General features: G+C 48.6%; 25 protein-coding genes, 1 tRNA gene and 1 rRNA gene. 2 read left to right on the top strand and 25 right to left on the bottom strand.

The window, feature by feature from the left end:
• Both BUB56_RS14060 and BUB56_RS14055 read left to right on the top strand, forming a co-directional pair.
• Nucleotides 1-100, top strand: a 16S ribosomal RNA gene (locus tag BUB56_RS14060); the annotation flags it as partial.
• 178 nt (nt 101-278) lie between these two features.
• Nucleotides 279-354: transfer RNA gene (locus BUB56_RS14055), tRNA-Ala, on the top strand.
• 114 nt (nt 355-468) lie between these two features.
• Here BUB56_RS14055 and BUB56_RS14050 read toward each other — a convergent pair.
• The 25 genes from BUB56_RS14050 to BUB56_RS13935 form a co-directional block, all read right to left on the bottom strand.
• Nucleotides 469-675 (bottom strand): hypothetical protein, encoded by a 207-nt coding sequence (locus BUB56_RS14050; protein WP_110941936.1) that lies wholly within the window; start codon nt 673-675, stop codon nt 469-471.
• On the bottom strand, nt 675-965 hold the full coding sequence (locus BUB56_RS14045; protein ID WP_110941935.1) for a hypothetical protein: 291 nt from the start codon (nt 963-965) through the stop codon (nt 675-677). The genes BUB56_RS14050 and BUB56_RS14045 overlap by 1 nt, the downstream gene beginning before the upstream one ends.
• Nucleotides 966-984: 19 nt before the next feature.
• Complete coding sequence (locus tag BUB56_RS14040; RefSeq protein ID WP_190014551.1) at nt 985-2,373, bottom strand: glucosaminidase domain-containing protein; 1,389 nt, start codon at nt 2,371-2,373, stop codon at nt 985-987.
• Between the two features lie 48 nt (nt 2,374-2,421).
• On the bottom strand, nt 2,422-2,562 hold the full coding sequence (locus tag BUB56_RS14035; RefSeq protein WP_190014549.1) for a hypothetical protein: 141 nt from the start codon (nt 2,560-2,562) through the stop codon (nt 2,422-2,424).
• A 60-nt stretch (nt 2,563-2,622) separates the two neighbouring features.
• Entirely contained in the window at nt 2,623-2,763 is a 141-nt protein-coding gene (locus BUB56_RS19490; protein WP_190014547.1) for a CD1375 family protein, read from the bottom strand.
• 11 nt (nt 2,764-2,774) lie between these two features.
• Nucleotides 2,775-2,930, bottom strand: a complete 156-nt coding sequence (locus BUB56_RS19485) for a hypothetical protein (protein ID WP_190014545.1) — start codon at nt 2,928-2,930, stop codon at nt 2,775-2,777.
• A gap of 15 nt (nt 2,931-2,945) precedes the next feature.
• Complete coding sequence (locus tag BUB56_RS14030) at nt 2,946-4,652, bottom strand: DUF6273 domain-containing protein (protein ID WP_110941932.1); 1,707 nt, start codon at nt 4,650-4,652, stop codon at nt 2,946-2,948.
• Nucleotides 4,588-5,979 carry an RNA-directed DNA polymerase gene (locus BUB56_RS14025; RefSeq protein ID WP_242946381.1) on the bottom strand — a complete coding sequence of 464 codons (1,392 nt, stop codon included), beginning with the start codon at nt 5,977-5,979 and terminating at the stop codon, nt 4,588-4,590. Before BUB56_RS14025 ends, BUB56_RS14030 begins: the two co-directional genes overlap by 65 nt.
• A gap of 22 nt (nt 5,980-6,001) precedes the next feature.
• Nucleotides 6,002-6,454: a four helix bundle protein gene (locus BUB56_RS14020; RefSeq protein ID WP_110941931.1), complete on the bottom strand. Its 453-nt coding sequence runs from the start codon at nt 6,452-6,454 to the stop codon at nt 6,002-6,004.
• Nucleotides 6,455-6,670: 216 nt separating this feature from the next.
• The gene (locus BUB56_RS14015) at nt 6,671-7,429 is read right to left on the bottom strand and encodes a phage tail protein (protein WP_110941930.1); all 759 of its coding nucleotides are present in this window, start codon (nt 7,427-7,429) and stop codon (nt 6,671-6,673) included.
• A gap of 6 nt (nt 7,430-7,435) precedes the next feature.
• On the bottom strand, nt 7,436-7,966 hold the full coding sequence (locus tag BUB56_RS14010) for a putative phage tail protein (RefSeq protein WP_110941929.1): 531 nt from the start codon (nt 7,964-7,966) through the stop codon (nt 7,436-7,438).
• On the bottom strand, nt 7,953-9,035 hold the full coding sequence (locus BUB56_RS14005; protein WP_110941928.1) for a baseplate J/gp47 family protein: 1,083 nt from the start codon (nt 9,033-9,035) through the stop codon (nt 7,953-7,955). The genes BUB56_RS14010 and BUB56_RS14005 overlap by 14 nt, the downstream gene beginning before the upstream one ends.
• Nucleotides 9,028-9,456, bottom strand: coding sequence for a DUF2634 domain-containing protein (locus BUB56_RS14000; RefSeq protein WP_242946379.1), 429 nt, complete (start codon nt 9,454-9,456; stop codon nt 9,028-9,030). Before BUB56_RS14000 ends, BUB56_RS14005 begins: the two co-directional genes overlap by 8 nt.
• Nucleotides 9,457-9,460: 4 nt before the next feature.
• Nucleotides 9,461-9,817 carry a DUF2577 domain-containing protein gene (locus BUB56_RS13995; protein ID WP_110941927.1) on the bottom strand — a complete coding sequence of 119 codons (357 nt, stop codon included), beginning with the start codon at nt 9,815-9,817 and terminating at the stop codon, nt 9,461-9,463.
• A 1-nt stretch (nt 9,818) separates the two neighbouring features.
• Nucleotides 9,819-10,769, bottom strand: coding sequence for an XkdQ/YqbQ family protein (locus BUB56_RS13990; RefSeq protein ID WP_110941926.1), 951 nt, complete (start codon nt 10,767-10,769; stop codon nt 9,819-9,821).
• Complete coding sequence (locus tag BUB56_RS13985; RefSeq protein WP_110941925.1) at nt 10,766-11,455, bottom strand: LysM peptidoglycan-binding domain-containing protein; 690 nt, start codon at nt 11,453-11,455, stop codon at nt 10,766-10,768. The genes BUB56_RS13990 and BUB56_RS13985 overlap by 4 nt, the downstream gene beginning before the upstream one ends.
• A complete protein-coding gene (locus tag BUB56_RS13980) occupies nt 11,455-13,356 on the bottom strand; it encodes a tape measure protein (protein WP_110941924.1) in 1,902 nt (633 codons plus the stop codon). The genes BUB56_RS13985 and BUB56_RS13980 overlap by 1 nt, the downstream gene beginning before the upstream one ends.
• 212 nt (nt 13,357-13,568) lie before the next feature.
• A complete protein-coding gene (locus BUB56_RS13970; RefSeq protein WP_110941923.1) occupies nt 13,569-13,976 on the bottom strand; it encodes a phage tail assembly chaperone in 408 nt (135 codons plus the stop codon).
• A gap of 23 nt (nt 13,977-13,999) precedes the next feature.
• Nucleotides 14,000-14,458 carry a phage tail tube protein gene (locus BUB56_RS13965; RefSeq protein WP_110941922.1) on the bottom strand — a complete coding sequence of 153 codons (459 nt, stop codon included), beginning with the start codon at nt 14,456-14,458 and terminating at the stop codon, nt 14,000-14,002.
• Between the two features lie 18 nt (nt 14,459-14,476).
• A complete protein-coding gene (locus BUB56_RS13960; protein WP_110941921.1) occupies nt 14,477-15,814 on the bottom strand; it encodes a phage tail sheath family protein in 1,338 nt (445 codons plus the stop codon).
• Between the two features lie 6 nt (nt 15,815-15,820).
• Complete coding sequence (locus BUB56_RS13955; protein ID WP_110941920.1) at nt 15,821-16,021, bottom strand: hypothetical protein; 201 nt, start codon at nt 16,019-16,021, stop codon at nt 15,821-15,823.
• Nucleotides 16,021-16,455: a phage tail terminator family protein gene (locus tag BUB56_RS13950; protein ID WP_110941919.1), complete on the bottom strand. Its 435-nt coding sequence runs from the start codon at nt 16,453-16,455 to the stop codon at nt 16,021-16,023. The genes BUB56_RS13955 and BUB56_RS13950 overlap by 1 nt, the downstream gene beginning before the upstream one ends.
• A 16-nt stretch (nt 16,456-16,471) precedes the next feature.
• Nucleotides 16,472-17,014, bottom strand: coding sequence for an HK97 gp10 family phage protein (locus tag BUB56_RS13945; RefSeq protein ID WP_110941918.1), 543 nt, complete (start codon nt 17,012-17,014; stop codon nt 16,472-16,474).
• A complete protein-coding gene (locus tag BUB56_RS13940; RefSeq protein WP_110941917.1) occupies nt 17,011-17,397 on the bottom strand; it encodes a hypothetical protein in 387 nt (128 codons plus the stop codon). Before BUB56_RS13940 ends, BUB56_RS13945 begins: the two co-directional genes overlap by 4 nt.
• Nucleotides 17,398-17,403: 6 nt before the next feature.
• The gene (locus BUB56_RS13935) at nt 17,404-17,859 is read right to left on the bottom strand and encodes a phage head-tail connector protein (RefSeq protein WP_110941916.1); all 456 of its coding nucleotides are present in this window, start codon (nt 17,857-17,859) and stop codon (nt 17,404-17,406) included.
• Nucleotides 17,860-17,869 lie beyond the last annotated feature (10 nt).

Below are 17,869 nucleotides of genomic sequence, written 5' to 3'. Positions count from 1 at the left end.
GCTAACCGAAAGGGAGCAGCTGCCGAAGGTGAAATGAGTGACTGGGGTGAAGTCGTAACAAGGTAGCCGTATCGGAAGGTGCGGCTGGATCACCTCCTTTCTAGGGAGATATGTTGAAAGTTGAAGGTTGAAAGTTGAATGTTCCTAGGGAAAGTATCTAGGGTTTTAAGACCCGTTAGATCGACCCGAACAACATTTAAACATACAACATACAACATTCAACAAACGGTTTTATCTTACACTGTCTAGTTTTGAGAGACCAATGTCTTTCAAATGTTGGGGATGTAGCTCAGCTGGGAGAGCACCTGCCTTGCACGCAGGGGGTCAGGAGTTCGATCCTCCTCATCTCCACCAAAGCAAAATAAGGCGAACCCCTTTGAAGATATTCTGGTCTTCCAGGATTGTTTCGCCCTGATAATAAAAATAGCGGACAGGCTATAAAGGCCCGTCCGCTTTTATTATACGTTATCAATCTTTCGGGGCGTCGCCGCCAGGGTCCTTCTTTTCGTGCTGGGTTCCGAAATAGAAGGCGATTACCATAGTTACGACCTGCATTGTTGCCTGTGCGTCGAATTCGCCGCGCAATGCCAGGATAGCAAAGACCGCAATAACGACAAAGGTAACAATGGTCTTGACGTTTATCAGCAAGGCGAATTTTTCAATGATTTTAGACATTATATTTTCCCCTCCAATCTGTCTATTCTGAGATGTGCCTGTTTCGCTGACGCTTCAACCGCCGTCAGCCGTTCGGCAATCTTGATATAAAGTTCGTCCTGTCTGTCCTGTTTGCGCTTGATGTCGTCGATTCCGGCTTTTATGTAGCCGATTTCAGTAAGAACAACGCCGTCGGTTTTTCCTTCTTCTTCGGCGTCTTTTTCTCTGTTTTTCCTGAATGTTGCGTATCCGATCGCGGCTCCCAGCACGGTACACGCGATCGAAATAACGACTGTCAATTCTACTGTCATAGATTCACCCCACTTCCGACTAAACCGGTATTTTTAGAACCTGGCCGGCGTAGATTGTAGTTCCGGATAGGCCATTCAGCTTTTGAATTTCGGGCCACCTGGACCCGTTTCCAAGTTCTTTCTGTGCGATCGCCCATAAGCTATCGCCTTTTTTGACCGTATAGGTCTTATAAGTTTTCGCCTGCGGTCCTCCGGTGTTGCCGGAAGGGATTTTGATCTTCTGTCCGACGTGAATAATATTCGGGTTTGCGATCCCGTTATATTCGGCCAATACCTGATAGGTAGTCCCATAAGCCGCCGCTATTTTGGATAAGGTGTCGCCTTTTTGCACGATATAAACCGTTTCTGAAGGCTTCTGCTCACTGGGACCAGTACCGGAAGAATTTTCATGTTTTATGTCCCAGGCGGTTAGGCTATACTTCTCAATTAGGTTGATTAGTTTATCCGTATAACCTGGATCAGTGGCGTAACCGGCTTCATAAACATATCTACAGGCCAGTTTGTAGTCGGTAAGGCCGCGAAGTTTTTTGTATCTATCCAGGCGATTAAACAGGTCTGAATGATCAGCCAGCGATTCGGCCCAGGACGGGTATTTTCGGAATGTCGCTTCGACGGTGATAAACTTCGAACCGTCCCATTCCTGGGTTTTGCAGGTGTACCCCTGGCCGTTATAGGTCCCCTTAATTCCGAACAGGTTATTCGCTTCCGTTGCCAGTTTAGATTTACCCCAGCCGGATTCAAGGATCGCCTGGGCTATTGTCAGGGAAGCCAGGATTCCGGTCGCCTTCATGTCGGCCATAGCCATAGGACCGATCTTGTTAATAAAGACTTTTTGTTCTTCGGTTCCGACAGTTGCTTTTGGACCGTCAGAAGGGGCCTGATCCTCATATTCGATATAAGGGCATTTAAGCCAGTGGGTCCAGTTGCGATCTGATAGTTTCGTCTGGCAAACGCCGTCGCCAAATCTTGTGTTGTTTGTCGATTCTATTACCAGACCATTACCGATATAGACGCCGATATGGCCGTCCAGCCAAACGCAAACGCCAGGGATTTCCGGAAGGGTGTTGATAGGACCCTTTTCGGTTGCCGCCTGGAACATACCGTTCGCGGATTTATCAGTTTCGGCTTTATAGTTCTTTGAACCGACGCCGCCCCAGTAATAGGACTTAATCAGACCGACACAGTCGACGCCGTAATAATCTTTACCGATTAGTGCGCGGAATTTTGCGACGCGTGCTGGCGTGTACCAGGACGGATATTGATTCGCCCTGCCCGAAATATAGGATTCGGTTACAAGGCGCATGATCCCGCCCCACATATAGACGGTATTCATTTTCAGGGCCTTTTTGACATAGTCGACCAGGCCCGACGCAGTATAAGACATAGACTTCACTTCCTTTCTGGGCAAAAGACGACCCCCTGGAATTCCCCAGGGGGCCATAATCTTTTTGCCGTTTTACTCGGCTTCTGGTGCTTCAGGCTCAATATATCCCATGTCTACCAGGTATTCGTAGACACGCTTATAAAGGCCCTTCGGCACGTCTTCAAGCTGGATTTTCCCCAGAATGATTTCGCCGGCATACAGGCGAACAAGCATTTCGAAAGCCTCCTTTCCAAAGATTATTCTTACAAGGTATATGAAAACGGTGGCCCGCATTTAGGCCACCCCGTTTTCCTGTGAATTATTTTCTTCAGCAAGTGCGGCTTCGACTTTGCTTTTAAGGCCGGCGGGGACTTCTTCCAGCGTGATATTGCCGGCCCTTATTTCTTTGACGTAAAGCTGAACAAGTTTAGACATTGCGCTTCCTCCTATTCTGGGATTTCTTCCGCGAAGACAACGTCGCAGATTTCCATAATACAGCCTTTCAGAAGTTCGTTTTCTTCAAAAAGCTGTTTAATCAGCAAGTCCTTTTCGTTTTGCTTCTGTTCCTTCGGGACGTGTTCGCATTCTTTAGGATCAAACATCTTCATAACCTCCTTTTAGGCGAACCGAACTGTAACCTGGCTTACTTCTATCTGCTGGTTTCCTTTTGTCAAATAGAACCTATAGGCCAGGCCGTAGTTTGTGGCAACCGTGTTATTTTCGAACGTGTGAACATACCTGTTGACCTTTGCAGTAATGTCTTCCCAGACAGGTTCGGCGTCGAACGGGTTATTGCTTACTTCACAATGCAAAGTGCTGTCAAGCGGCCGTTCAGACGGGTAAATTGACAGGAAGCATTTAGTAACCAGGCTGTCGGTTGTAAAGGCACGGGAAGCGGCGATCCTGGTTACGGTCCTACTGAACGTGATCACACGCTGTGCCGTTCCTCCTGCGCCGTCGCTTACGGTGATTGTCAGGGTATGGGTTCCAGGAAGAAGTTTAAGCCATACAGACGACAGATCGGCGGTGTTGGTCGCGCCGCTGGTTGCTGTAAAGGTACGAAGGGTTATTGTTTCCGCTCCGTTCGTCACCTTTTCCGTAACGGTCAGCGTCTGGGAAGCGGCTTCCGCGTCCGTGACGGTATAGTTATAAGTCAGCGGGTCTTCGTGCGCCCCCAGGTTTTCGTCTGTTCCACTTATAACCGGATCGGTGTTATACACGATCGGAACGGGTTCCCCTGTTCTATAACCTGATTCAGCGTCCTTTGAATCGACGGCCTTAACACGGACCTGGTAATTGATTCCGGAAGTCGGGACCGTGTCCTGAATGGTTTTTGCGCTGGTTATAGCGATCTGTTCGAAAGGCTTAGTATCGACGCGCCTTTCAAAAACATAGTTAATCGGGTCGCCTTCCGGATCAGTGGACCCGCCTGTCGTAATGGTTAACGGTTGTCCGGCGCGTGGTGTGCCGTGAGAAATAGAAGTCGGGATTGTGGGTGGCTGGTTCCACTGGATTATATAAGCTCCGTCGGTATCCGGTGTATCAGATACCAAGATTCCAGAACCCACTTCCAAAGCCGGCCGAACGCCCCCGCCGCCGAAGTACGCGTAGTAGTTGAACAGCGTGCCGTCCGTGTGGACACTCCGCGCGCTGCTCGAATTGCCGGCGTACGGGGTTCTTAGCCACCAGTACCAGGGGGAAGAAGCGTTCAGGCTTGAACTGGTATATTCAGACCTCGAAACCGCTTCGGCCGTCGGGTACGCTTTACGGCTGTTGTCGTTGTTGAAAAGGTCCCATTTCGAACCTTCGGCAATGCCGTTTTCGTTAGACAGGCCGACTTCGGTATTCGAAAGCAAATATACCTTCCTGGTTATGTCCTCATACCCTCCGCCGTCAGTGACGGTATTCTTTGCGACCCTGATCGTAGTATCCAGGATCGCATTTCGGAATGCTTGTTCGAAATTAGAAAGAAAACCGGCTTCAGCGTCGTATTCGTTATAATTCGACCAAACATTCGCGTTTGTTGGTGGGGCGTCATAGTCGTGCCTTTTAGAGTACCATGCCCCAGCGCCTGCCGCGCTATTAAGCCATTGGTCGATATTCGACACGCTGTAACGGTTATTTCCGTATTGCTTACGATTGCTGTCTGGGTTGCTGGCTTCGATCGCGTCGAAGCATTTCAAAGTAATAATCTTTTCGGTAATCAGTTTTACCCTGTCGGCGGTTTTATGGCCGACGATAAAGCGAATAACGCTATTGTTATACTTTGTGTTGACCGATTTCACGACGTCGCCAACGTTCAACGTTGATATTTGTTTTGCCATGATAACCCTCCAATTCTTTAGAAAATAAGCTGTAGAACAGTTCGTCCATGCGCCTTATTAAGTGGTGACTGTTACCGTGTCCGGCATGGCCTGTCCAGCTTGTATATGAAGCCAGAATGTTTTCAAAGTCAATCCGGCCTTCGTCCAGTAGCTTCCTGAATTTCTTCAGCTTCCTTCGGATTCTGTTCTTGCTGTCGCGGCGGATTTTCTGAATAACCTTGCCGCTTTCGGTCATATAGGTTCTGAAACCCAGGAAGTCGATTCCCTGATAAAGCGGGAAGATAGAAGTTTTCCCGTTAAGTTCAAGGCCCAATTTTTCAACGTATTTCAGGATTTCCGACAGGCAATATTTCAAATATTCCTTGTCGTGGTGTATCAGATAGAAGTCGTCCATATATCTTCCGTAATACTTAATGCGAAGCTGTTCTTTGATGAAGTGGTCCATTCCGGAAAGATAGAGGACCGCGAACCACTGGCTGGTATGGTTGCCGATCGGAATTCCTTTGCCTTCCGTCGAATCAATAATCATGTCAATAAGCCACAGAACGTCCGGATCGTGGATATGCCGCCGTATCTGCGACTTTAGAATATCATGGTCTATTGAGTAAAAATATTTCTTAACATCACACTTCAGGACCCAGCCGTCCGCCCCGTAATGCCGGTAATAATCACGCATAAACTTTTTCAGACGGCCAAGTCCAAAGTGTGTGCCTTTGCCTTTCTGACTGGCGTAATTATCCAGAATAAAGGTCTTCTGAAGCCGCGGTTCCAGGACGTTATCGCAAAGGCTATGCTGGACAATTTTGTCGCGAAAAGAATTATACATAATCAGTCGTTCCTTCGGTTCGTGGACCATAAAGCAGTTATAAGGGCTTAATTTATACTTCTTCGTGGTCAGCATATAGTGAATATAGGTTATATTTTCAAGGACGTTCACTTCGAACCGTGCGACGGCAAGTTTCCAGCGTTTGCCTTTCCTGGCGTCCAGGTAGGCCGCGTAAAGGTTATTGAAGTCTGCCATACGCTCAAAGTCAGAAAGCGAAGTGTGGTCTTCGTGCAAAATAAAAACCTCCTTGCCGCTTATAGTCAAGGCGCCGTCCGCCGAAGCCTTGACGTCAGCAATCTTGTGTTTACCCATACGGGAAGGATATGCCCTCCTTTGTTGGGGTTCTCTGCTTTCGGGCTCGTCGCCGTACTCGGTCGCGAATTCCTCCAAATCCGGCCGAACGCCCCCGCTGCCGATGTACGCGTTGTTGTTGTTCAGCGTGCCGTCCGTGTTGACATTCCGCGCGTTGTTCGAATTGCCGGCGTTCGGGGTACAGGGCATACCCTAAATTCAAAATCCGCCGTTACTGGTTTTCTTCAGGGGCGGACGCCGCCTTTTCGGCCGCTTCCTGCTCCGCTTTATACCAGGCGGCGGACATGAATTTCACGTCCAAAGTTTTCTTTGTCCAGTATTCAAAGGACCCTTTGTCTATATAACCGCGCTTCCTTGACAGTTCGATATAGAAAAGTAACATCTTGCAGTCGGCCAGCGCGGCCCGCTGAAGTTCTAATCTTCTGATCCTGTCCGTTTCGTTGCGGATAGGGAATATTTCGTTCGCTTCCAGCAGTTTTTCATAAATAGAGAGGACCCTTTCCTGAATTCGATTGACTATGGTAAACCTGATCTTCTTCGGGAAGTGGTTTTTATTATCCGTAAGGTTCAACGTGTAGTCGATCAGGTCTGCCGCCACCGGAAGTATTTGCAAAGGGTTGTCGTTCTTGCTTACCTTCCGCTGATAATTCCGTCTTGTCCCCATAGATACATCTTCGCCCCCTTATTGCGTCGATAGTTTCACGCCGGCCGGAATAATCAAACCCATAATCACGAAGGACAAGGGTCTGTTCTTCGCCTTCGTAAGTTATACCGCAGAGGACGACATTATCACTATCGCAACGGCCACAGATAGGCCGTAATTCGGTAAAAAGCGAAGAAATAAGACAGGAAGTTTCCGCCGGTGTGCTGGCAAAGCGGATCATAGATACAGCTTGTTGCTTGCCGTGTCCAGGACCCCTTCCGGAAGTCCCGTCCCGTCATAACCTTTCCAATAGGGTAACTGGGAAGGGGCAAAGGTATGGGTTACGGTAGTTCCCACAAAACCAGTGTCAAGCTGTTCCTTAATCGCTTCTATGCCAAAATCCTGTCGGCGCTGGGTTTCTTCCACAGTCTGGCCCGTCGATTCGATAACTGTCCCCGCCGGTTGAGTATGGACCAGCGGCGCCGAATAGGCGATCATTTGGGCGGTAGTCACGAAAGAAGACGCGCCGACCTGGATTGTTATATTGCTGTTTTCCTGGTTGGTAACCAACAGGGCCACGTCGTGAATGTGGACCGTGTCGGCTGGACTGTCTGGGTCTTCCAAGAAAGACGTTGCAGGAAGGACGTTGTCGCTGTCTTCGCCGTCCAGCCAGGAATAAGCAAAAAGGAATTCCTGGTTATTTTCGTCAAGGGCGAATATACCTATTTCCCTGACCCAGACTTCAGATTCAAGGCCGGCATTTGTCACCTGAACAGGTATTTTCATAATCGAAGGATCACCTGGTATAAACTGCTTTGCTTGAACCTGGGTGTCAACCGTTATCGGCGAAACAAGCGCGGTTAACGTGTTAGGACTTACTTCCGGTATGCCGTCACCGCAGGCCGCCCTTGTAATCTGTAATTGCGAACCTATGGCGATTAAATTCGTCAAGACTTCGCTTCCTTTGTCTGTTATAGTTGATCTATATCGCGCCATAATACTTTAACCTCCTTGCGGAATGTGTTCATGCTTATTGATCGTTACAGTCGCAGAACACACGGCCAAAGCCGGCCGAAAAATAGCCTGTGGAATCTGCGTCTGCATTTTTAGAACAAGGTTAGCGGGGATCATTCGCCCCAGGACAGCGGCCAAAGCGTCCCGCTGTGGATAACCTGTTAATAAAATCTGGATAAATAGTTCGTAGGCGTCATTATTCAGGGTTACCTTGAAGTTACTGCTGATTGAAGCCAGGTACTGCAAAAGCCGCCTGTAAGCGTAAGGAAGCTGATCCAGATATTTAAGCAGTATTCTTTGACGTCTTGTTTCCAGGGTGTCACCAGGGGCCGCAGAAAGGCCCAGAATTCTTTCCCAACGCTGACAGCCATATTCGGATAGGCTCACAAGGAAAAAGTCCTGTGGCGCGTTCCTGACGTCCTGGGCCGCTCTGTCGAATTCCGGCTGTTCTGCTTTTGCTATCCACTGGAATTCCACAAGGTCGCGAACATACTGGGGCCAATAATTAAGCAGTTCCATTCGTTACCACCCCCAGGACAGGAATTGAAATGGCGTCAAGCGAAATATTGGCCGTACCGCCGTTGATCTTCGTTCCGGCTATGTCGATAACACCTTCGACGTTTAAGACTTTAGTTTCAATCTGGCTAACGCGAACAATAAGGTTCGGACTGTCGGCCCAGGATTTCGCCAGGTCAACGAAATAGCTTTTTATCGCGTTTTTCACGTCCTCCTGGACAGCTTCCCAGGTATAGCCAGTGTCAAGGGTAAGGGTAAAGGAAACGTCGATTTCAACGCCGGTTACTGCGGCCACAGTTACGACGTGGCCGATCGGGGCTAGGCCGATACCCTGGCCCTGGTGTCCGACGGGATCAATTTCGTTCTGGACGTAATCGACCAATTCAGGGGAAGGAACGGACCATTCGCTATCAATCAGAACGACTTTCACGGTTCCGCCGCCATTCCAGACAGGGATAATCTTCGCGTCGCCGACACCCTGGATCAGCTTGACTTTGTTTCGATAATCAGCAATATTGCCGCCGAACGCCTGGCTTTTAAGGGTTTCGTAATACCTTTCCCTTAACGCTTCGTCCGTTTCTTCGTCTTCGCCAGGGATAAGAACGTCGGCCAGTGTTGCCGCGGCCAATCCTTTGATAAAATCAATCGGGAATAGGTTCCCGAAATACTCATTGCCGATCGTTCCGGCCGTTTCTGCGACTAATCTATATTGGCCGGCCGCAATCCTCTCGGTAACCCTGTAATTGATATTGCCGTCAGAAAAACGGGTCCCCAGCGGAATATCAAGACTGCCGCCCTGGCCGTTCTCAAAGTAACCTTTGCGGACCGCGTAAGTGGCAGGCTGGCGAAATACGCCCCTTTCCTGGGCCTTCTTTGTTAGATCGACGTCGGTTGCCGTATCAGGAAAGGCCCTGTCCATTATGGTTCCAAGTTCGATATATAAGTTTGCCAGTTCAGCGGCCGCCGGCGCGATAGCGTCATAAATAACAGAACCTTCGCGCTTGTCCACGGTATCAGGGACACGCGCCAAACAGCGTTCCATGATATTTTCGAAAGTCATATTTTCATACATTCGCGCTTACCTCCGTTTCAATATCCACTTCACCGAACACGGTTGACGCTGTAAATTCGACGGCCATAGTTCTTTTATTAACCTGGCTGATTTTGAAGTTATAAACGTCCGTAATTCGCCGGTCTTCCAAAAGCGCTTCCCGAATAATTCTTTTGATTTCACTTGCTATCACCTGATAGCTTTTGCCTGCGATTGAATTCATTTCAATTCCATAATTCCAGGAATATATCAGGTACTGGAAGCGCTCTGACTGAATTATTTTAAGAATTGCCTGCTTCATGGCGTCGGTCCCGTCAACAAACCCGCCGACGCGTCCGGTTGCAAAGTTTATTTTATAGGTCCTGGACGTCATGTCTTTTTGTTCGATAACTTCGACGTCCTGGCCGATTGTGATCGGTACCGCGTTCGGTATCAATGCCATAAGATCACACCCTTCCCAGGACAAGAAATTCCTGTCCGCCTTGATTTCTCAATAAAACGACCTTATCACCGACAGCAAGACCGTTATAGACTTCCTGTGTAGTCTGTAAAGCCTGGACGTCATGGCTGTGGTTACTGGCCGTTTCCGTGCTGTGCTGTGGGACAGTGTGTTTATGCGTCTGGTACTCTCCGGCCCTGAACTGCTTCATTAAGACGATCTGTTTTTCTCCGATATTGAACCGGTTATCGACACGGATCACAAGCGGGCTGGTTGAAGTAACCGTCCCAAATAAAAAAGCCGTCGGAACTCCGGCCTGGCCGGTCTGCTCCGCGACTTTCTTCATAGTGTCCAAAAGTCCCATATCACACCACCTTTAATTTAAGGGACATGGTCCCCTTTAGTAGATCGTGGCTGGCTTCGTCGATAATAAAGAACTGTTTAACGCCGATTTCGGAAATACCGATAAATACGGCGCGGCCGGCGCGAACCGAAAGATCAGAAATGGCGCTGACTTCGAATGTCCTTTTTGGCCTGTTATAAAGTTCAATCATCTTGTCGCCGCGTTCTTTGATCTGCGCTTCGTTAAGGTTTTCGTCCACGATTTCGAAGTTTTGCAGGACGCCCCAGAATTTCATATTGTTAGAATCCTGGAAGATATAAACGTCGCGCTTGCCAGTTTCTTTATTATCTCTGACCAGCTTAATTTTGTTATAGGTTTCGGAATCAATATCCGACGAATAAGTGTAACCTGTCGCCAGGCTTGAATCCCCGATATAAAGGTCCAGCTTCGATTCCGCGACATCTGATATTCGAAGGCTCCCGAAGTCGTCCCAAAGATAGAACATTTTGCCGGTATTGATTAGCGTCAGGTCCAGGGCCTTCAGAATGATGTCAAAAAGGGTCTGGTTATCTTCTACCAGGGAAGGAATAACATAGCCGGTATTAGCCAGTTTTCCGGTCTTAATCTGAAAGACAGCCGCAATTTTGGCCGCGATTTCGTCTGCCCGCTTCCCTTCGAAGACGTAAGTATCTTTATTCTTCAAATACCTTGTCTGGTCGTAGGCTGTGACTGATATTTCGCCTTTATGGGACTGGGATAGCTTGAAAACATAGCCGTAAAATAAGCCGGTGTTTTCTTCTTTAAGCGTAACTATCCCGCCATGATCCCAGACAACGTCTTCGTCGGCAATAACCGTCAATTCTAAAGAAGCAGGGGAACCGGCCCGCTTCGTTGACCATTTCGCCGAAGACACAAGGGAAGTAATATCATGGGCGGCCCCAGTCTTAATATTCTGGTAATAAATGCTGATCATGGTATTGTAAACACCTGACCTGGATAAATAGTGTACTTCGGATTTCCGGTTCCTTTATTGCGGCCGTCAATGATCGCCTTATTGGCGTTGTATATCTCTGGATAACGGCTTCCGTCCCCATAATATTTTTTAGCGATCGCCCAAAGGCTGTCACCCCTTGCCACTGTATGGGTTTTTGCTGGTGGCGGGGTTCCAGGACGCGCCGGTTCTTTAGCCTGGACCGATTTCACGGCGACGGCCTGGACGGCCTGGACAGGGGGAAGAATTATTCGTTTCGGCGAATAATCTTTCCATTCGACAAGTTTAATTGAATAATAGATGTCGCCGACTTCTCCGGCCCGTTCGTCGTATTCGAAAGATTCGATCCCGAAACGGATATTTATATCCAGGTCTGTTCCAACCAGTATAAAGCGGATAGGGGAAGGCGTATCGCGCGAATTTTCGATTGCTCTAACTATGTCAATCGGTTCCCTGATTGTGCCGGTAACATAAGGCGCGTTATTTACAGGGAAAAACGATTCCCAGGCCACTTCACGAAGGCCCTTTTTCCGCAGGATATAGATTTCGCCAAGTTCTAAAACCGTGGTTCTTTCGTTCTTCCCAGCGGCCTTTACAGTCAGTTTTTCAGGAAGGACGGGAATAGAAATTTCCCGCCCTTCGATAATCAAAGCCATTTTATAAGACATTAAGCATACACCCCTTCCGCCGCCGCGTAGAATTCATCTTCTAGTTTTGCTTCGATTTTGTTAATGACTTCGTCAACGTCGACCTTTTCGCTGATCTTCGCGTCAACGGCGACAGTAGGCGTCAGGGTTACAAAGTTTTGGACATAGCGCATTTCGGCCACGTCGCGAAGGAATTTAAGGTCTTCCTCGGCGATATTGACGTCTTCTTTGATTTTACCGACTTCTCCGACGGTGCCGACGCTGTCAATGTCGCCGGTGAACTTACTTATTAGGTCTGCACTTTCGGCCGCCTTCTTGCTGGCGGCTTCAGCTTTTGCGGTAGCGATTTCAGCCTGGCGCTGTGCCGTTGCCGCCCTGGCGTCGGTCTTCATCTGGTTAAGTTTTGCGTCACGTTCGGCAATCTTACTTTCTATCTGGGACCTGTAGTCTTCCAGGCCCTGCGCCCTGGCCTGTTTAGCGGCTTCATTTTCAAGCTGGGCCGTAGTGCCGAATGTTACTTCCTGGATAAGGTCAATACTGACACCAGGGATTTTATTCAGCGCGGATATGAACCCGTTTATAATGCTGATTGCTCCATTAACCATATTCTGAAGGATCATCAGGACGTTTGCTTTCATGTCGCCCATGAAGTTAGCAATATTCACGCCGGCGGTCATAAAGGCAAGCTGTAGCTTATTCCACATATCCATTACCCAGTAAACGCCGGTCATGAAGCCAATTTTGACCCAATCCCAGGCAGTTAGAAGGGTATTACAGGTAATTAGCCAGGCCACACGCAAGCCACCGACGGAATCAACCCATTTGTAGATCATCATTACCACCGTACCGACGGCAAGCGCTATCCAGAATAAAGGATTTGACAAAAGGGTCGTAAAGAAGGCTTTTGCGGCCCCAGTAGCGATCCACGTTGCGGCTGTCTGAATGCCCAGGGCGATAGCATAAGCACCAGCGGCCGCCGCAAGACCCCAGAAGACAGGTTCAAGAATGGACCAGTTATCATATATCCACTGGGCGCCCTGGCCGATCATCTGGATAACCGGCTGGAATGTCTGAAGCATGGTGTTTGCGACGATAGTCCCAACCTGTGAAAAAGTCATGGGTATTTCACTAAAGCGCCGGTTCGTTTCGTTTGCGGCCGCGAACATGGCGTTTTTGATTATATCTGCGGTGATTAAACCTTCAGAAGACAGTTCGCGCAATTCGCCGGTCGTTTTACCCATATAGTCGGCTATAGCCTGGGCCAGAAGCGGGGCATTTTCCATGATGGAACGGAATTCGTCGCCCTGTAATCTGCCGGCCGCCATAGCCTGGGTTAACTGGTACATGGCCGCGGTCTGTTCCTGTATGCTGGCGCCACCGATAACGAAGTTTTTGTTCATAAGTTCGACGAAGGCGATCATTTCTTCGTTACTGGTGAAGGCGCTTCCGGCCAGTGTACCAAGTTTCGCGACGGCGTCGGCCATAGCGTTATAAGAAGTCCTGGACCGGTTCGCGGAAGCCAGGATTTTATCCTGTAATTGTGCTGTGGTCTGTAGGCCGTCATTGATAAGGTTTAAGCGTGCTTCCGTCAGTGTCATAGTGTCAGCCAGGGTAATTATTTTCTGTATACTGAACGCGGCGGCGGCCGTCTTTAATAGACTTGATATTCGGCCCCAGACGGATTCGACTTTCCTTGCTCCTTCCCGCGTGCGTTCCTGTTGTTCGTTAAAGAAGATTATGTTCTGGGTTGCGATATTGATAGAAGACGCGCCCCGTTCAAAGCCGGCCCCTGGATCAACCTGTTCACTTAATCTGTCCGTGACTTCAAGTGCCTTGTTGGTCCGTGTCACAGCAGCCGTGATCTTATTAAGCGCGCTGGTCATTCTATCCTGGATCGATAAACTGGTAGATACACCGGCCACTATGGATCACCGTCCTTTCTTACTTAATCTTTTAGCTTTAGCGGCTTCCTTCTTTTCCTTCTCGATCTGTAGGTCAATGGAAGCATAAATAAAGGCCCGTTCGCGAAGCGACAGGCTGAATAGTGTGCTGGGTAGAATTTTTAAGCGGTGGAGGGCGTAATGCGCGTAAACCGATTCGCCGTCGGCTTCGTCAGCATTGCCGCCCCCCGTTATTAGTTTTTTGCTTCTTCCTTCAGTTCGTTAATATTGGCCGTGAAGCCGTTAATCTCCTGAATAGCAAGAAGCAAGTCCGTATATTGACCAGGGTTAAGGATTTTGTCGATCAGGTCTTCGGCTCCCATAACCCCATATTTAGATTGAAGTTCAGCGTCTTTGAAGTTAGGGTCCACACAGCAGGCGATAATCAGACGGTTATTGTAAAGGTCCTTGTCGACTTCAGTCCGCTTCTGGTGCGTCTTCTTGTCGAATGTGATCTTCTGACAGCTTCTGCGGATTGCCTTGTTTTCGCCTTCAGTGATAGACCTGATCACGAAGGGGAAGGGGAATGGCTTTATTTCGACTTCGGCCGTGGTAGTCGGTTCCACTTCCTGTTCCATAAGAAATTCCTGTAGTTTACCCATGAGCGGTTAACCTCCTTTAATAGTTAAAATTTAGTGAATGGCGTCAAGATGTCGAAGTCTTCAAAGGTGAAGTCGGCGTCTTCTTCCAGCGGATCGTCGGAATCGCCGTCCAGTTTTGCCAGGACGGTTGAATCCAGGTTACAGCCGATCAGAAGAACGGTCTGCTTGCCGGCGGAAGAAGCGGGGTCGTCGTTTTCTACCACCAGGTCAAAGTAAAGATCGACGCCAGTTTTCTTATATTCCGCAAGTAAATTCCTGAAAAGCGGTGTCAGGTAATACAGGGTCATGGACCCAGTCCCGTTAAGACCGGTTACCTTATGGCCGGTCATTCGCTTTCCGATAGACTTTACTTCGGACTTGCTCTTTTCGATATTGGCTTCGATAGCCTTTGCAAAGAACAGTTCTTCATTATTGCCGTTAATCTTCGCGTAGGCCCTGCCTTCTTTTCCGGAAATGGTATCCGGCGCGTTCAAGGTTTTCACTTCGCTTCACTCCTTCCGTTAATTAACCGTAACGGTCATATAAAGTTTTTCCATGCTGTCGTTCGGCTGAAGCGCGCAATTAACAACGACGTCGCGCTTACCGTTACCCTGCTGGATAACAATATCAGCGCTTTCGAAATTGCTTATCGCGTCTATAGCCTGGTACTGCATGGCAAGGGACACAAGGTCAGCCTTGAACAGTTCGCGTCCTGTGTCGCTGTTGGTTACTGTTCCGATATATCTTTCGCCGAAGATTCTGGCAACGTCATTCGCCCAGCCGTCCATTACACGGACCACGCGGTTAGAAGTCCAGTCTTCAGATACACCGTCGCCGAAAGTAACAAGGCTATTGATGTCAGTCAAGACGCGGGCTTTTCCATTATCAGCATAGAAAGCGAATTCGCCGTTCTGGATAGCCGCTTCATACTGGCTTTTAGTGTATTTAATATCAACGTCGACAGCTCCGTCATAAGCGACATTGGTCAGCGATTCGTTGACTTCCGCGCCAGCAGACGCGCCAGCAACCCAGGCGACGGCCTTATCTCCGGTGATTGTGGTCCCGTCGGCCAGGATAACACCGTTTTTGACGTTAATCAGACCTATGTCGTCGCCGTCATACTGATAAAGGACCCCGACTATCTTAACGCCGTTATCGTAGCGCAAACGCTTCACGAAGGCGGCAATAAGCGCCTTAATCGTTTCGTCGGTGCCAGGGTAGCCAATCACGTTAAAGGCTTCGACCTCAATAGCGTTCAGGAAGTTCGAATAAGCCGTCCCGTCAACCGTTCCGTTAGAACCACCGGTCAAGGCGGTTGCAGAAGTGGGGGTTAAGGTTTCGGCTTCTCCGAAGGTAACAAAGTTATTGTCTTTAAGGTTTGCGGAACCGGATTCTGCGGAAACGGTTTGTCTGTCGACTTCCATAGTCCCCAGATAGGTTACAACGTCAACCTTTGTCGCGTCGTCAGCGTTGGTCAGGATAGCAACCTTCAAGTCATTTCCTCTGGTGCCGCCCCATTTTGCAGTTACGGCCATTCCTCCGACCGTTGCAGAAGCCTTCTGTCCGCCAGAATTCACGCGATAAGCCAGAAGGGTTTTAGCGCGCTTCAAGGCTTCCCTGACAAGAAGAAGGGACGTGTCCGTTGGATCATAACCGAATACGTCGATCGCGGTCCTGTTAAAGTCTTCTGCTGTCACAGCAAAGACCTTGTTTTCAGGTCCCCAGTTCAGTTCAAGGGGAAGGGCGACAACGCCACGCGAACCAAGCTGGGCCGCGCGTCCAGCGCTTACAAAGTTGATATAAGCGCCAGGCAAAATCTTATTCTGTACTGTAAAAGTACCTCCACCGATAGGGGCCATTTACATTCACACCTTTCTTTTGAGAAATTCGGACACAAGTTTTTCAACCTGTGCTTTGGTATAGGTTTTATCAGCGTCCAAGATCGCCATAAGAATGTCCTTCTGGTGGCTGAACGCTTTACTGTGGACCAGTTGTTCTTTAGTGAAAACAGGTTCCGCCGGCGTGGACTGCGCTGTCTTACCGGCGGCTTTCTTCTTGCTTGCCATTACTTCAATTCCTCCTTCTGGGTAAGATTTTCCATGAACTCAATAGCTTCAGGCGCCATAACGAAGTTAATATTAACGTCGAATAAGAATTGAAAAACCCCTGATTCATCTTTCCTGGCCGTTTGGCCGGTCAGGTAAAGTCGGCGCGTTTTATTCGCGCCTTCTTCGACGTCAAGGGTTTCGAAATTGTCGTACATGGTATCGGCCCAATCATTAAAGGCCATATTGTCGTCAGACTTTAAGAAATAAAGGACCTCAATCTGACAGGAACGCCTCCTTCTCCGGTCCAGTTTCTTTTCCTGATTTGTTTCGATAACCCCAACAAAGAAGTTTCCGTCGGCGCCTTTAGGAATTTTATCAACGAAGACATTTCGATCCGGCCAGATTTCGGATAATTTCGAAGCAATGGCTTCCAGGATTTTATTAACGGTCATGTTTTATTACCTCCGTTTATCCGGAACCACGCGGGGATAACCTTTCCTGAATAATCTGGTCAATCTTACGGGTTAGGCGGGCGTTCTGGGTGTCTTTAGTCCGTCGAATGGCCCTTAAAAGGGTAAAATGCCCGCGTACATAGCCACCGTAAGGTCCGACGTACATTCCGCCTTCCGGATCGTTCTTCTGATAGACGAAAACATGGCCGCTCCAATGTCCAGGGACGAAGTGACTTCTGAAGCCATATTCAAGGGGTTTCGCATAGTTCAGGTTATTATAAACGTCAATCCTGTAACGTCTGCCGGACCGTTGCGGCCTGCTTCCGTCGTGATCATTGTTATTTTGGTGGGTCAAGGCTTTATTGCCGGCGTGGAAGTTGTTCCGATAATCACCGGTGTTCATTATATCGGGGACGTCATTTTTACAGATATGTTTTGCCTGTTTTACTGCATAGACGCCTTCACCGATAACCAGTTCTTCCATGATGTCCGGAACTTCGTCCCTTAACTGTTCAAGCTGTTTTTGAAGGTTAATTAAGCCTTTATTGTCCACACTCACGCCAGATCACCGTCCTTGACCCTTACTTCCTGGTGTGTTGCATAAACATTCGGCCGGCCGACTACCTCAAAGTTATAAATGATCGTGCTGTCTGGGTTATCCCTTCCGAACCGTTTAAGCGCGATTTTATCCCCAGGAAGGATCGAAAGGGAAGGGGGAAAGAAGATAATGGCGTCGTAGTCGATTTTATTTTGTGCCTGCATTTGCTGGCTTTTGTCAGAACCTGAATACACAAGCGCGCAAATGCTATCAGTATAAATGTCTTCGGGAACGTGCTTCGAAATATTGTTTATCTTCTGTAGCGTCGTTCTTGAAACAGTGGCGGTGTCTTCGTAGGTTCGTTCTATAGCCATGCGTTCTGCGGCAGGATTACCGAATCCCATAACTGATCACCACCTTAATTTCCTGTACTCATTGAGGACTGTCTTCCAGCCGAAAAAGTCTCCGTTGTCTTGTCCCAAATTAAAAGTAGGGGCCGATCCAGAAGCGCCTGCCGCATTTGCAAAAGAAGTCTGAACATCACCACGGCGAACAGATGTCACGGGTCCAACAGCGGCCTGTGTATCACCAAGACCGGCACTTTTATAATAACTAACGACCATGACAATAAGGACTTTTTCAAGTGGTGCCGGAAGCGTGTCCTGTGCGGTGTAGGACAGGATCATTTCTTCGATAGTCTGGATTGTAAATTCAAGGATCGCGTCCTGTTCTTCACCGGTAATCCCAAGAAGTAACTTGACTTTATCAAGTCTGGAATAAGTGGGTGCCATAAGGACCCGAATAACTTCGTTTTTTTCAAGGTCAGTCAATTCTTCCAGGGAATTAAGAATGTCTTGTAATAACACGCCATCACCG

It is taken from the genome of Geosporobacter subterraneus DSM 17957, assembly GCF_900142145.1.
GTDB classification, from domain to species: Bacteria; Bacillota; Clostridia; order Peptostreptococcales; family Thermotaleaceae; genus Geosporobacter; species Geosporobacter subterraneus.
The sequence above is the reverse complement of the archived record's forward strand: the minus strand, read 5'-3'. Positions and strand labels throughout refer to the sequence as shown.